This is a genomic window from Citrobacter sp. LUTT5 (assembly GCF_009905315.1).
Classification (GTDB): Bacteria; Pseudomonadota; Gammaproteobacteria; order Enterobacterales; family Enterobacteriaceae; genus Citrobacter; species Citrobacter freundii.
Genome location: NZ_CP047606.1, coordinates 446342 through 460182, shown reverse-complemented (window position 1 = coordinate 460182; position 13841 = coordinate 446342). Strand labels below are relative to the sequence as shown.

Here is a 13841-nt window from a genome sequence, read left to right as displayed (position 1 = left end):
AACCTTATTGCACCGCAAACTGCTGACGGACTTTACGCATCAGTAAGAATAGCCATGGCCAAAGCACGCCATTCACTACACTACTCCAGAACACTTCAGGTCTGAAAGAGACGTTGATCACTAAAAACTCGGCCCAGAAAACAATAATATCCACGACCAGTGATAACAACATGACCACCAGCGCCTGTTGCCAGAGCGCGAGGTTTCGGAATAGCTGGAATTTCAGCGCGACCAGATAAGCAATGATACTCATCGACAATGCGCGCACGCCAAGCGTGGAGCCGCTGATGAGATCCAGTATGGCACCCACCACAAATCCCGTGCCCACATTTACGCGATGCGGCAGCGCCAGGATCCAATACAACAAGATGAGCAGTACCCAGTTTGGCCGGAAAACCAGAATGTCATCCGGCCAGGGCATGACTTGCAGCAACAGTGCAATAAGGAACGAGAGCCAAATCACCCAACGTCCCTGGCTACGATAGCTTGCCACTTACTGTCCTCCCGGCTTACGCGGAGCAGGTTGTGGCGGCGTGGTATCCACAGGCGCAGAAGTCACACCTGTTGCAGGAGTTGGCACTGGCGCAGGCGGCCCCATGGCATCTGGTGCTGGCAGAACTTGCGGCATCATTTGCATCAGACGTTCATTGGCAACGCGGTGTACTTCTTCCGGCGTCATCGGGTTTGCGCCATTACGATCGGCACCCCACAACAGCAACAGATAGCGCAAACGCTGCAGACCCGCGGTCGGGCGAGCCTGAATCACGGTATAAGCGCGCTGAGTGTCCAGCTTAACGGAAGAAACAACAGCAACCGGATAACCTTCTGGGAAACGTCCGCCCAGACCCGAGGTGACCAGCACATCGCCAACGCGAATGTCGGTATTGGCCGGCAGGTGTTCGAGCTGAAGATCGTCAGTGCAGCCGTTACCCGCAGCGATCACGCGAATATCGTTACGCAGGACCTGAATGGGCAGCGCATGCGTCGCATCGCAAATCAGCAGCACGCGGCTCGTCAGTTTAGCCACCGCCACGACCTGACCCACAACGCCTTTGTCACTAATAACCGGCTGACCTTCGTAGACGCCGTTAACGCTCCCTTTGTCGATCACCACCTGATCGCTGTAAGGGTCATTAACCGTTGAGATGACTTGCGTCACCATCTTTTGTTCGTCCTGACGCAATGGCGATCCCAGCAGCTCGCGCAAACGCGCGTTCTCCTGTTTGTATTGCCCCAGCATCAGCAGTTCGCTATTTTTCAGCAGCAGTTCCTGACGCAATGCCCGGTTTTCAAGTTCGAGTTGGTCACGCGAAGCCAGCGTTTGCGACACGCCGTCGAGTAATTCACGAGGACCATTTGAGATAAAGTAGAAAGGACTGACGGCGGTATCCATGTACGTTCGGATTTGACTAAACGTACCCAAGCGGCTGTCGGCAATAATAACGCCGAGCGCCACCAGCACCGCCAGAATAAGGCGAATCTGTAGCGAAGGGCCACGGCTAAAAATTGGCTTCATAGTCTATGCGTATTCTCGTATCAGAGCGGAAGGGCAACCCGCGGGGGCTACCCAACCTGCATCCGATTACTCTTCGCTGAACAGGTCGCCGCCGTGCATGTCGATCATTTCCAGCGCCTTGCCGCCGCCGCGCGCCACACAGGTCAGCGGATCTTCAGCAACAACAACTGGAATACCGGTTTCTTCCATTAACAGACGGTCAAGGTTACGCAGCAGCGCACCGCCACCGGTCAGCACCATACCGCGTTCGGAGATGTCAGACGCCAGTTCCGGCGGGCACTGTTCCAGTGCAACCATTACCGCGCTAACGATACCGGTCAGCGGTTCCTGCAGGGCTTCCAGAATCTCGTTGGAGTTCAGGGTAAAGCCGCGCGGAACGCCTTCAGCCAGGTTACGACCGCGAACTTCGATTTCGCGCACTTCGTCGCCCGGATAAGCGGAACCGATCTCGTGTTTAATACGTTCTGCGGTCGCTTCACCGATCAGAGAACCGTAGTTACGACGAACATAATTAATGATGGCTTCATCAAAGCGGTCGCCGCCAATACGAACAGAAGAGGAGTAAACCACGCCGTTCAGGGAGATAACGGCAACTTCAGTGGTACCACCACCGATATCAACAACCATTGAACCGGTTGCTTCAGAAACTGGCAGACCCGCACCGATCGCAGCCGCCATCGGCTCTTCGATCAGGAAGACTTCACGAGCACCTGCGCCCTGAGCTGATTCACGGATCGCACGGCGTTCAACCTGAGTTGCTCCAACCGGTACACACACCAGTACGCGCGGGCTTGGGCGCATGAAGCTATTGCTGTGCACTTGCTTGATAAAGTGCTGGAGCATTTTTTCAGTCACGAAGAAGTCAGCGATAACGCCGTCTTTCATTGGGCGAATTGCAGCGATATTGCCCGGCGTACGACCCAGCATCTGCTTCGCATCATGACCTACTGCAGCCACGCTTTTCGGCGAACCGGCACGATCCTGACGAATGGCCACAACAGAAGGCTCATTCAATACGATGCCTTGTCCTTTTACATAAATAAGGGTATTCGCGGTACCCAGGTCAATGGACAGGTCATTGGAAAACATGCCACGAAATTTTTTCAACATACTAAGGGATAATCCTGAAAGCTGGGGCGGAAAACAAAATCCGCTTACTTTACCAACCACACGCAGCAGCGACAAGGCGCAAAAATCATCTGCTACGGTGAAAATTAGTGCAGTTCGTTTCCTTTGTTACAAAACCGGCCTGAGTCCATCAGGGCTGAATAAATCAGCAGCACTCCTCGCTTTTGTTTGCAACCTGTCAAAGGTCATTCACCTGCATGTTTGCTGTTACAACCTGGCGAGCAGGCAAGCACACCCCCAGAAGGCACAGCGCGCGTTATTCTACGTGAAAACAAATTAAACGGCAGGTTAAACCGAGTATCTTTGCGAATATTTTTTCACGTTAGTGTCAAGTGGTTGTGATGCAGCAAAAAAATCCCCTTGCCCACCCGCAACTCCGCGTTCTGTCAGCGTATGCCACTCACTACGCGAACGTACGCCCGTAGCGTAAACCTGCGTGGGTGTTCCCGAACAGGCCTCCACCAGGCTTTGAACCAGAAGCTGATTTTCCGTTCGCTTATCAATGTTCCTCACCAGACTTGGATGCAGCTTCAATAACTCAACGTTAAGCTCTTTAATCCAACTGGTGCTCACCAGCGTTAACCCCGCCTGCGTAACGGCAATACGCACGCCCAGCGCATTCATCAATCTGATGACGGGCTGTAACCGGCTGATATGTTGACAGACATCTGCCTCAGCAAGTTCAATAATTATGCGTTTGCGTAATGATTTTTCGCACTGCATCAGCGTATCACGCAGCCAGCGCTGAAAACGTGGGCGAATAAGCGATTCAACCGTTATCTGCATCGCCAGATTTTCCTGCGGCCAGTAACCCAAAAGCAGGGTCAGACGGCTTATCTGCAAACGGTCATACTCTTCAGCCAGGCCAAATTGAAGGACCATCGGCATATATTCCGCCGAAATGACCTCTTCGTTACCATCAAAAATACGGCACATCAGCTCCCGATGGTGCACCCGCCCTTCACGGGTTACTGCAGGCTTTTGATAAATTCTCGGCCCGCCCCGGCTGAGCATCTGTTCGATCAGCGTTCGCCAGCGTACGTTGCCCCGACCTTTTTCCGGCAGCGAGTCATCATAGACCGACCAGCTATTTCCGCCCTGCAATACCGAATTCCGCGTGGCGGCTTCAGCATGATCCATCACTTGCTCCGGCGACTGACCGCTGCGGCAAACGCAAATGCCAATATGAACCATATCGGCACGATCGATCATTTTATTAGTCGGAAGTGCATCTACCGCTTTTAATAATTGCCCGGCAATACTTTCCGCCTCTTTCAACGTGCGGTGTGGCAGCAGGATGGCAAAATCGCTACGGTGGTAACGCGCAAGCAACGCGCCCGGATAGCGCGTCATAAAAGTCGACAACAAATTGATCAGCGTCGAGATTTGTTCTTCCGCGAGGGTGATTCCCCAGCTATCGCGCAGCAGCGTAAAGTCCGGCAGGCGTACCATCATCACGACGCCATGCGAGCCTACTTTTTCCTGATCTTCCAGCAGCGTGGCCAGTTGGTTATCAAAGAACAGGCGGTTGCTTAGCCCAGTTTTTGTGTCCTGCGCGACATAGGAACGAATCAGCGTATCCAGGCGGCTGCGTTGCTCGCGAGCATTTTGAATTTCAGTCAGCAGCATATCGAGCGCACTGCTGGTGCGCGCAGGCCATTCATAGACCGTTCCCCGCACGTTCGGCCCACGTTCGCCGTTCAGAATACGTGTGGAACGAATCTCCAGCAGCTCCTGACCCGAAAGCTGGCGCTGAAGCCAGCGCACAGACAAAAAGAGCATCAGAATAATGAAAGCAATGGCTATCGTGAGCGGTGCGGTGGTCAGTAGCGAATGGAAATAGTTACCCATCGGATCCTGATAAACCAGACGCAATGACATGCCCGGATGCTTGACCAACGGTACGGTGATCTCGCGGTAGAGATTGTTCGTCCCTGCCGGTCGGTAGCTACTGGTGCGCGAGTGGTCATACACCACGTGTTCGCCCTGCAACAGTTCGATGCGCACGATATCAACAGAAACCATCAGCTCATCGATTTGCGGGGTTAACGCAACGACATCTCTGGAGACCAGATGCGTATCAATCGCCGTCGCGACCGCCTGCACGCGCGTGGTGAACTTATATTGAATAGCGTTATAGAAACTCAGCGAACAGCCGATCAGAGTCACGAAGATCGTTAACCCAGTAAGCAGCGTGACAAAAGCTGAAAATTTCGTCGTTAATCGCATCCTTGTGTTAACTCCGACAGTTATGAAACAGGCCTGAAAGTGATAAAGCGACCCAAAAATGCAAAACTGAACGCAAAATCCGTCCATTTATACATACAGTGTGGGCATACTACCAAATCAGGTATATCTGGCAATTTATTGCGCAGAATCGGCATCATGTTTTGATTAGCGAGTATAGTCTTCATTAATAATTTTCCAATCCACTATACGAATTGAGGACAGGTTATGCAGGCTTTGATCTTAGAACAGCAGGACGGAAAAACCCTCGCATCCGTTCAACCCCTCGACGAAAATCAGCTACCTGAAGGCGATGTTACGGTGGATATCCACTGGTCAAGCCTGAACTATAAAGATGCTCTGGCTATCACTGGCAAGGGTAAAATCATTCGTAATTTTCCGATGATTCCTGGTATCGATTTCGCCGGTACCGTGCGTGCAAGCGAAGATCCCCGTTTTCATGCGGGTCAGGAAGTGTTACTGACCGGCTGGGGCGTGGGTGAAAATCATTGGGGTGGACTGGCAGAGCGCGCACGCGTGAAAGGCGACTGGCTGGTTGCGCTGCCAAAAGGACTGGATGGGCGTAAAGCCATGGTCATCGGTACCGCCGGCTTTACCGCTATGCTGTGCGTAATGGCGCTTGAAGATGCAGGTATTCGCCCGCAAGACGGTGAAATTGTCGTCACCGGCGCCAGCGGCGGCGTGGGCAGCACAGCCGTTGCGTTACTGCATAAGCTGGGTTATCAGGTTGCGGCGGTTTCGGGCCGTGAAAGCACCCACGACTACCTGAAAAGCCTGGGCGCTAACCGTATTCTTGGCCGCGATGAGTTTGCCGAGTCTCGTCCGCTGGAAAAACAGCTGTGGGCTGGCGCGGTGGATACCGTTGGCGACAAAGTTCTGGCAAAAGTTCTGGCGCAGATGAACTACGGTGGCTGCGTTGCCGCCTGCGGCCTGGCGGGTGGTTTCGCTCTGCCGACCACGGTGATGCCATTCATTCTGCGTAACGTTCGTTTGCAAGGAGTGGACTCGGTGATGACCCCGCCGGCACGCCGTGCAGAGGCCTGGGCGCGTCTGGTTAAGGATCTGCCGGAATCTTTCTATGCTCAGGCGGCAACGGAAATTACGCTGGCTGATGCGCCGAAGTTCGCCGATGCCATCATCAATAACCAGGTGCAAGGCCGTACGCTGGTGAAGGTGAAGTAACAGGCCCTGGCGCAGAAATTTACACTTAATTAACCAAATTTCGCGGCACATCTACAGACTCCCTGCCATATTAACTACGCGTCCCCTGTCAGTTATGACGCGTAAGCCGGGAGTCTGTTATGAAGAAATTACGTCCATTTACAGAAGCCGACGTCACTGATGAGTCGGCTTTTTTTATGCAGCGCCGCCAAGTACTAAAAGCATTAGGGATCAGCGCTGCCGCCTTGTCTTTGCCCCTCTCTGCACAGGCCGATCTTCTGAGCTGGTTTAAGGGCAACGATCGCCCGCCCGCACCTGCAGGTAAGCCGCTTGATTTCAGTAAGCCCTCCGCCTGGCAAAATTCACTTCCTTTAACGCCTGCGGATAAGGTTTCTGGCTACAACAACTTCTACGAGTTCGGTCTCGATAAAGCGGATCCGGCAGCCAATGCAGGCAGCCTGAAAACCGATCCGTGGACGTTGCAAATCAGTGGCGAGGTGGCAAAACCACTCACCCTCGATCACGATTCGCTGACCACCCGTTTCCCGCTGGAAGAACGGATTTATCGGATGCGCTGCGTGGAAGCCTGGTCAATGGTCGTGCCGTGGATCGGCTTTCCGTTACATAAACTGCTGGCGCAGGTTGAACCCACCAGCAACGCAAAGTATGTCGCGTTCGAAACGCTGTACGCACCGGATGATATGCCGGGACAGAAAGATCGCTTTATTGGCGGCGGGCTAAAATATCCCTATGTTGAAGGACTGCGTCTGGATGAAGCAATGCACCCACTCACACTGCTTACTGTGGGGGTTTATGGTAAGGCCCTTCCGCCACAAAATGGCGCGCCCATTCGCTTAATTGTGCCGTGGAAATATGGATTTAAAGGCATTAAGTCGATCGTGAGTATCAAACTCACGCGCGAACGCCCTCCGACAACCTGGAATCTGGCCGCGCCCAATGAATACGGATTTTATGCCAACGTGAATCCGCATGTCGATCACCCCCGCTGGTCCCAGGCCACTGAGCGTTTTATTGGCGCAGGCGGTATCCTGGACGTACAGCGTCAGCCCACGCTGATGTTTAACGGCTATGCCGAAGAGGTTGCATCACTGTATCGCGGACTCAATTTGCAGGAGAATTTTTAAGTGCGTCTGACCGCAAAGCACATTATCGGGCTGAAAGTTTGCCTGCATCTTGCCGGTTTATTGCCGTTTGTCTGGCTATTTTGGGCGGTAAATCACGGCGGCCTGAGCGCCGATCCGGTCAAAGATATCCAGCACTTTACCGGTAGGACAGCTCTGAAATTCTTGCTGGCGACCTTGCTGGTCTCTCCACTCACGCGCTACGCTAAACAGCCATTATTGATACGCACACGTCGTCTGTTAGGGCTATGGTGTTTCGCTTGGGCAACGCTGCATTTAACCAGCTACGCACTACTGGAGCTGGGCATTAATAATCTGGCGTTATTAGGGCGGGAATTACTTACGCGACCTTATTTAACATTGGGCGTTGCTAGCTGGGTCATATTATTCGCCCTCACCTTAACGTCTACGCAAGCTGCACAGAGAATGCTGGGTAAAAAATGGCAGTATCTGCACAACTTCGTCTATCTTGTGGCGATCCTGGCACCCATACATTATTTGTGGTCGGTAAAAATTATCTCCCCTCAACCGATTATTTATGCAGCGCTCGCGGCGGTGCTGCTAGCGTGCCGTTACAAGAAGTTTCGCCAGTGGTGGCGGTAGTTTCACGTTATGTGCAGTGCGTTGCAAAACACGGACGATCCGATTTTCTTTACATGTTAACGGTTGATTATCTTCCCTGATAAGACCAGTATTTAGCTGCCAATTGCTACGAAATAGTTATAATGTGCGACTTTGCTATCCCCGGTAGCGTTTTTAAAGCGCTGAAAGGGTGACAATCGCATATTGAAGGTATATTTTGTCTTTTACCCGAAAATGGCAGAAGATAGCCGCACAATGACTAACAAGTCTGGCAATCTCATTTAATGGCAGCAGCACCCAGTGCAGCGCCTGAGATGCGTGGCATCTTGTCACTCACTGTTATAAAAATGCTATACAGACGGCGGTAAAACGCTTGTCACAATCTCACTAAACAAAGAGTACGGAACCCACTCATGGATATTCGTAAGATTAAAAAACTGATCGAGCTGGTTGAAGAATCAGGCATCTCCGAACTGGAAATTTCTGAAGGCGAAGAATCTGTACGCATCAGCCGTGCAGCGCCAGCTGCAAGTTTTCCGATGATGCAACAGGCTTATGCTGCACCAGTGATGCAGCAGCCAGCTCTGTCTAACGCTGTCGCACAAACTGCCTCTCCAAGTATGGAAGCTCCGGCAGCAGCGGAAATCAGTGGTCACATCGTACGCTCCCCAATGGTTGGTACGTTCTACCGCACCCCGAGCCCGGATGCGAAAGCGTTCATCGAAATCGGCCAGAAAGTGAATGCGGGCGATACCCTGTGCATCGTTGAAGCCATGAAAATGATGAACCAGATCGAAGCCGACAAATCCGGCGTAGTTAAAGCGATTCTGGTAGAAAGCGGTCAACCGGTAGAATTTGACGAGCCGCTGGTCGTCATCGAATAACGAGGCGAACATGTTGGATAAAATTGTTATCGCCAACCGCGGCGAGATTGCCTTGCGTATTCTTCGTGCCTGTAAAGAACTTGGCATCAAGACTGTCGCGGTGCATTCAAGCGCGGATCGCGATTTAAAACACGTATTGCTGGCGGATGAGACGGTCTGTATTGGCCCGGCAGCATCCGTAAAAAGCTATCTGAACATCCCGGCTATCATTAGCGCTGCTGAAATCACCGGCGCGGTGGCAATTCACCCGGGTTATGGCTTCCTCTCTGAGAACGCCAACTTTGCTGAACAGGTAGAACGTTCCGGCTTTATCTTCATCGGCCCGAAAGCCGACACCATCCGCCTGATGGGTGACAAAGTGTCCGCAATCACCGCGATGAAGAAAGCAGGTGTACCAACAGTCCCAGGCTCTGACGGCCCGCTGGGTGATGACATGGACGCTAACCGCGCTCATGCTAAACGCATCGGTTATCCGGTTATCATCAAAGCCTCCGGCGGCGGCGGCGGTCGCGGTATGCGCGTCGTGCGCAGCGATGCCGAACTGGCACAATCCATCTCCATGACCAAAGCGGAAGCGAAAGCGGCTTTCAACAACGACATGGTTTACATGGAGAAGTACCTGGAAAACCCACGCCACATTGAGATTCAGGTGCTGGCAGACGGTCAGGGTAACGCAATTTATCTGGCAGAGCGTGACTGCTCCATGCAGCGTCGTCACCAGAAAGTTGTCGAAGAAGCACCAGCACCGGGCATTACTCCGGAACTGCGTCGCTACATCGGTGAGCGTTGCGCCAAAGCCTGTGTTGATATCGGCTATCGCGGGGCGGGTACTTTCGAGTTCCTGTTCGAAAACGGCGAGTTCTACTTCATTGAGATGAACACCCGTATTCAGGTTGAACACCCGGTAACCGAAATGATCACCGGCGTTGACCTGATCAAAGAGCAACTGCGCATCGCAGCGGGTCAACCGCTGTCCATCAAGCAGGACGAAGTTGTGGTTAAAGGCCATGCGGTAGAATGCCGTATCAATGCCGAAGACCCGAACACCTTCCTGCCAAGCCCGGGTAAAATCACGCGTTTCCACGCGCCGGGTGGTTTTGGTGTGCGTTGGGAGTCTCATATTTACGCAGGCTACACCGTACCTCCGTACTATGACTCAATGATCGGTAAGCTGATCTGCTATGGCGAAAACCGCGACGTCGCTATCGCCCGTATGAAAAACGCCTTGCAGGAACTGATCATCGACGGTATCAAAACCAACGTTGACCTGCAGATCCGTATCATGAATGACGAGCACTTCCAGCACGGTGGAACCAATATCCACTATCTGGAGAAAAAACTCGGACTTCAGGAAAAGTAAGCGTGCGTTAACCAAAAAGGCCGGAAATTCCGGCCTTTTGTTTTTCTCCCCTCCCGCACGTGCCATAAGGTACAATCCCCGCTTTCTTTATCCACAAGGGACAAAAAATGGACGCTCGTTTTGTTCAGGCCCATAAAGAGGCGCGCTGGGCGCTGTGGCTAACCCTTTTATATCTGGTTACATGGTTAGTGACCGCTTACTTACCTGATTCAACGCTGGGTTTTACCGGCTTACCGCACTGGTTCGAAATGGCCTGCCTGCTAACGCCGCTGGTTTTCATCGTGCTGTGCTGGGCGATGGTGAAGTTTATCTATCGCGACATTTCGTTGGAGGATGACGATGCAGCTTGAAGTTATTTTACCGCTGGTCGCCTATCTTCTGGTGGTCTTCGGTCTTTCTGTTTACGCCATGCGTAAGAGAGTGACCGGTACCTTCCTGAATGAATATTTCCTTGGCAGCCGTTCCATGGGCGGGGTCGTGTTAGCGATGACGCTAACGGCAACCTACATTAGCGCCAGCTCGTTTATTGGCGGTCCTGGCGCTGCTTACAAATACGGACTGGGATGGGTGCTGCTGGCGATGATCCAGTTGCCTGCCGTCTGGCTCTCATTGGGGATTCTTGGTAAGAAATTCGCGATTCTGGCGCGTCGTTATAATGCTGTTACCCTCAACGATATGCTGTTTGCGCGCTACCAGAGCCGCCTGCTGGTGTGGCTGGCGAGTCTCAGCCTGCTGGTCGCGTTTGTCGGAGCAATGACCGTACAGTTTATTGGCGGCGCACGTCTGCTTGAAACCGCAGCGGGCATTCCTTACGAAACTGGATTGCTGATTTTTGGCGTCAGTATCGCATTGTATACGGCGTTCGGCGGATTTCGCGCCAGTGTACTGAACGATACCATGCAGGGTATGGTGATGCTGATTGGAACTATCGTTTTGCTGGTCGGCGTCGTCCATGCTGCCGGTGGCCTTAGCAATGCGGTGGTAACCCTGCAGACTATCGACCCTAAACTGGTCTCGCCGCAGGGCGCTGATGACATTTTGTCACCCACGTTTATGACCTCATTTTGGGTATTGGTGTGTTTTGGCGTGATTGGCCTGCCGCATACGGCGGTACGCTGCATCTCTTATAAAGACAGTAAAGCGGTACACCGCGGCATTATCATCGGCACCATAGTGGTGGCGATCCTGATGTTTGGTATGCATCTGGCGGGTGCTCTGGGACGGGCGGTAATCCCTGACCTGACGGTACCAGACCTGGTTATCCCTACGCTGATGGTCAAAGTCTTGCCGCCGATCGCTGCCGGGATCTTCCTTGCGGCTCCCATGGCCGCGATCATGTCGACGATCAATGCCCAATTGCTGCAAAGTTCCGCTACGATCATTAAGGATCTGTACCTGAACCTTCGTCCGGAACAGCTTAAAAATGAAACCCGGCTGAAGCGCATGTCAGCAGTGATTACCCTGTTGCTGGGCGCGTTACTGTTGCTGGCCGCCTGGAAACCACCAGAGATGATTATCTGGCTGAATCTGCTGGCGTTTGGCGGGCTGGAAGCCGTCTTCCTGTGGCCGCTGGTGCTGGGCCTCTACTGGGAGCGGGCAAACGCGTCAGGCGCATTGAGCGCGATGATTGTCGGCGGCGTGCTTTATGCTTTACTCGCCACCTTTAACGTTCAGTTCCTGGGCTTCCATCCGATCGTGCCCTCGTTACTGATAAGCTTGCTGGCTTTCCTGATCGGCAACCGTTTCGGTTCCGCCGACCCGCAAGTCGCCATATTGACTACTGATAAATAAAGAGTTTTGCCATGCCATGGATCCAACTGAAACTGAACACGACCGGTGCCAACGCTGAAGAGTTGAGCGATGCGCTGATGGAAGCGGGCTCCGTTTCCATTACTTTCCAGGATACGCATGATACGCCGGTATTTGAACCTCTGCCGGGCGAGACTCGCCTGTGGGGTGATACCGACGTTATCGGCTTGTTCGATGCAGAAACCGACATGAAAGAAGTTGTTGCCATCCTGGAACAGCATCCGCTGCTGGGTGAAGGCTTCGTGCATAAAATCGAACAGCTCGAAGACAAAGACTGGGAACGCGAATGGATGGATAACTTCCACCCGATGCGCTTTGGCGAACGTCTGTGGATTTGCCCGAGCTGGCGCGATGTCCCGGATGAGAATGCTGTCAACGTGATGCTGGACCCGGGTCTGGCGTTTGGTACAGGCACGCACCCCACCACCTCTCTGTGCCTGCAATGGCTGGACGGTCTTGATCTTAACGGTAAAACGGTTATCGACTTTGGCTGCGGCTCCGGCATTCTTGCCATTGCGGCACTGAAACTGGGTGCGGCGAAAGCCATTGGCGTGGATATCGATCCGCAAGCGATTCAGGCCAGCCGTGATAACGCCCAGCGTAATGGTGTTTCTGAGCGTCTGGAGCTTTATCTGCCGAAAGACCAGCCAGAGGCGATGAAAGCCGACGTGGTGGTCGCCAACATCCTTGCTGGCCCATTACGTGAACTGGCTCCGTTAATCAGCGTACTGCCCGTAGAAGGCGGTTTGCTGGGGCTTTCTGGTATTCTTGCCAGCCAGGCGGAAAGCGTCTGTGAAGCCTATGCCGATCTCTTTACGCTCGATCCGGTTATTGAGAAAGAAGAGTGGTGTCGCATTACCGGCCAGAAAAAATAATCCCTTCCGGCGTGGTTATCTGACCACGCCATTTTCAGACAATAGACCAGCATACCGACACTTTCCTCAGCGATATAATAATCAATTGATTTTCATTGAGTAAACGTATGCGTTTCAACTGTTTTACAACAACTTTGCTGGCAGCATGCCTGATGCCACTGACCACGCTGGCCGTACCATGGGGATATACCGAAGAAAATGGCCCCGCACGGTGGGGAGAAATCAGCAAAGCGTATGCAACGTGCCAGACAGGCATAAACCAATCCCCCATAGACATCCAGACCACCACAACCAGTAAACTCGGTCTTCCCGCGCTCAACATGCAGTACGTCGATGGCCCAACTAGATTTCGGAGCATTAACCATACGTTGCAGGCAACGATGAGTAGCTATACATCTAATTCCATTGAAATTGATGAAACGCTTTATTATTTAAAACAATTTGAATTCCACGCCCCGAGTGAACATGCCCTCAACGGTAAAACCTATCCGCTGGAGCTGCAGCTGCTCCACAAAAATCAATCCGGAGACATCGCTATCGTGGCGGTTATGTTTGACGTCGGCGAACCGAACCAGGCGATTCAAAATTTGTGGGAGTCCTTTCCAGCCATGGAAGACAGCAGTATGCCCATCTTCTCACCAGTTAATATCAATCAGCTTTTACCCGACAATAAAACCTACTGGCGCTACCGTGGTTCGTTAACAACGCCTCCCTGCAGCGAAGGCGTCACCTGGGCTGTCCTGAAAACGCCTGTTGCTCTTTCAGCCGAACAGCTGGATAAATTTCACTACATTGTTGGGCCTGCAAACAATCGCCCGCTGCAGCCGTTGAATGAACGCAAGATTACGGCAAGCTATTCTGGGGATAACGAGATCCTGTACTAAAATGAGGTAGCGATCACACAATGGCGAGGTGATTTGCTGATTAATTCAGCAGAATATCTTGTCAGTACCTTCTGCAGCTGAAGAAAAAATGAGAAGTTACGCAAAATTATATGTGTATATAAAATAGACACATCTTTATAATGCAATGATTTATATGATTAAATATTTTCATACGTTCACATTTACGGCAATTCATTGATCCACCTCAGTGGATTGGTCAAAGTTTGGCCTTTCATCTCGTGCGAAAAATGCG

Annotated in this window: 14 protein-coding genes; 10 read left to right on the top strand and 4 right to left on the bottom strand. The window is 52.4% G+C overall.

All coding sequences use genetic code 11. The annotated features are described in order from the left end of the window. Positions 1-4 precede the first annotated feature (4 nt). From mreD to mreB, 3 genes are all read right to left on the bottom strand, one after another. Entirely contained in the window at positions 5-493 is a 489-nt protein-coding gene (gene mreD / locus GUC46_RS02275) for a rod shape-determining protein MreD (RefSeq protein ID WP_003025196.1), read from the bottom strand. Further along, positions 494-1516, bottom strand: coding sequence for a rod shape-determining protein MreC (mreC, locus tag GUC46_RS02270; protein ID WP_003844819.1), 1023 nt, complete (start codon positions 1514-1516; stop codon positions 494-496). Positions 1517-1582: 66 nt separating this feature from the next. Next, the gene (mreB, locus tag GUC46_RS02265) at positions 1583-2626 is read right to left on the bottom strand and encodes a rod shape-determining protein MreB (RefSeq protein WP_000913396.1); all 1044 of its coding nucleotides are present in this window, start codon (positions 2624-2626) and stop codon (positions 1583-1585) included. Here mreB and GUC46_RS02260 point away from each other — a divergent pair. After that, entirely contained in the window at positions 2604-2924 is a 321-nt protein-coding gene (locus GUC46_RS02260; RefSeq protein WP_153752135.1) for a hypothetical protein, read from the top strand. The genes mreB and GUC46_RS02260 overlap by 23 nt on opposite strands. A gap of 8 nt (positions 2925-2932) precedes the next feature. On the opposite strand, the gene csrD is transcribed toward GUC46_RS02260, so the two are convergent. Next, positions 2933-4873 carry an RNase E specificity factor CsrD gene (csrD, locus tag GUC46_RS02255; RefSeq protein ID WP_003839888.1) on the bottom strand — a complete coding sequence of 647 codons (1941 nt, stop codon included), beginning with the start codon at positions 4871-4873 and terminating at the stop codon, positions 2933-2935. Positions 4874-5098: 225 nt separating this feature from the next. Between csrD and GUC46_RS02250 the strand changes: the two genes are divergently transcribed. From GUC46_RS02250 to GUC46_RS02210, 9 genes are all read left to right on the top strand, one after another. Next, positions 5099-6073 carry an MDR family oxidoreductase gene (locus tag GUC46_RS02250; RefSeq protein ID WP_016151069.1) on the top strand — a complete coding sequence of 325 codons (975 nt, stop codon included), beginning with the start codon at positions 5099-5101 and terminating at the stop codon, positions 6071-6073. 119 nt (positions 6074-6192) lie between these two features. Continuing rightward, the gene (gene msrP / locus GUC46_RS02245) at positions 6193-7197 is read left to right on the top strand and encodes a protein-methionine-sulfoxide reductase catalytic subunit MsrP (protein ID WP_003839884.1); all 1005 of its coding nucleotides are present in this window, start codon (positions 6193-6195) and stop codon (positions 7195-7197) included. Further along, positions 7198-7797 (top strand): protein-methionine-sulfoxide reductase heme-binding subunit MsrQ, encoded by a 600-nt coding sequence (gene msrQ, locus GUC46_RS02240; protein WP_003839882.1) that lies wholly within the window; start codon positions 7198-7200, stop codon positions 7795-7797. 392 nt (positions 7798-8189) lie between these two features. Further along, complete coding sequence (accB, locus tag GUC46_RS02235; RefSeq protein WP_003025210.1) at positions 8190-8660, top strand: acetyl-CoA carboxylase biotin carboxyl carrier protein; 471 nt, start codon at positions 8190-8192, stop codon at positions 8658-8660. 10 nt (positions 8661-8670) lie between these two features. Continuing rightward, positions 8671-10020, top strand: coding sequence for an acetyl-CoA carboxylase biotin carboxylase subunit (accC, locus tag GUC46_RS02230; protein WP_003025213.1), 1350 nt, complete (start codon positions 8671-8673; stop codon positions 10018-10020). 107 nt (positions 10021-10127) lie between these two features. Beyond that, on the top strand, positions 10128-10370 hold the full coding sequence (locus GUC46_RS02225; protein WP_003025216.1) for a YhdT family protein: 243 nt from the start codon (positions 10128-10130) through the stop codon (positions 10368-10370). Continuing rightward, positions 10360-11811, top strand: coding sequence for a sodium/pantothenate symporter (gene panF / locus GUC46_RS02220; RefSeq protein ID WP_003844811.1), 1452 nt, complete (start codon positions 10360-10362; stop codon positions 11809-11811). The genes GUC46_RS02225 and panF overlap by 11 nt, the downstream gene beginning before the upstream one ends. 11 nt (positions 11812-11822) lie before the next feature. Further along, entirely contained in the window at positions 11823-12704 is an 882-nt protein-coding gene (prmA, locus tag GUC46_RS02215; protein ID WP_003839878.1) for a 50S ribosomal protein L11 methyltransferase, read from the top strand. Positions 12705-12811: 107 nt separating this feature from the next. Continuing rightward, the gene (locus GUC46_RS02210) at positions 12812-13588 is read left to right on the top strand and encodes a carbonic anhydrase (protein ID WP_160179695.1); all 777 of its coding nucleotides are present in this window, start codon (positions 12812-12814) and stop codon (positions 13586-13588) included. Positions 13589-13841: the final 253 nt, after the last annotated feature.

Bases quoted from the DNA above. Each gene is read 5' to 3' on its own strand.
- mreC (WP_003844819.1), bottom strand. From the start codon at position 1,516: ATGAAGCCAATTTTTAGCCGTGGCCCTTCGCTACAGATTCGCCTTATT.
- GUC46_RS02260 (WP_153752135.1), top strand. From the start codon at position 2,604: ATGCCACGAAATTTTTTCAACATACTAAGGGATAATCCTGAAAGCTGG.
- mreB (WP_000913396.1), bottom strand. From the start codon at position 2,626: ATGTTGAAAAAATTTCGTGGCATGTTTTCCAATGACCTGTCCATTGAC.
- csrD (WP_003839888.1), bottom strand. From the start codon at position 4,873: ATGCGATTAACGACGAAATTTTCAGCTTTTGTCACGCTGCTTACTGGG.
- GUC46_RS02250 (WP_016151069.1), top strand. From the start codon at position 5,099: ATGCAGGCTTTGATCTTAGAACAGCAGGACGGAAAAACCCTCGCATCC.
- msrP (WP_003839884.1), top strand. From the start codon at position 6,193: ATGAAGAAATTACGTCCATTTACAGAAGCCGACGTCACTGATGAGTCG.
- accB (WP_003025210.1), top strand. From the start codon at position 8,190: ATGGATATTCGTAAGATTAAAAAACTGATCGAGCTGGTTGAAGAATCA.
- accC (WP_003025213.1), top strand. From the start codon at position 8,671: ATGTTGGATAAAATTGTTATCGCCAACCGCGGCGAGATTGCCTTGCGT.
- GUC46_RS02225 (WP_003025216.1), top strand. From the start codon at position 10,128: ATGGACGCTCGTTTTGTTCAGGCCCATAAAGAGGCGCGCTGGGCGCTG.
- panF (WP_003844811.1), top strand. From the start codon at position 10,360: ATGCAGCTTGAAGTTATTTTACCGCTGGTCGCCTATCTTCTGGTGGTC.
- prmA (WP_003839878.1), top strand. From the start codon at position 11,823: ATGCCATGGATCCAACTGAAACTGAACACGACCGGTGCCAACGCTGAA.
- GUC46_RS02210 (WP_160179695.1), top strand. From the start codon at position 12,812: ATGCGTTTCAACTGTTTTACAACAACTTTGCTGGCAGCATGCCTGATG.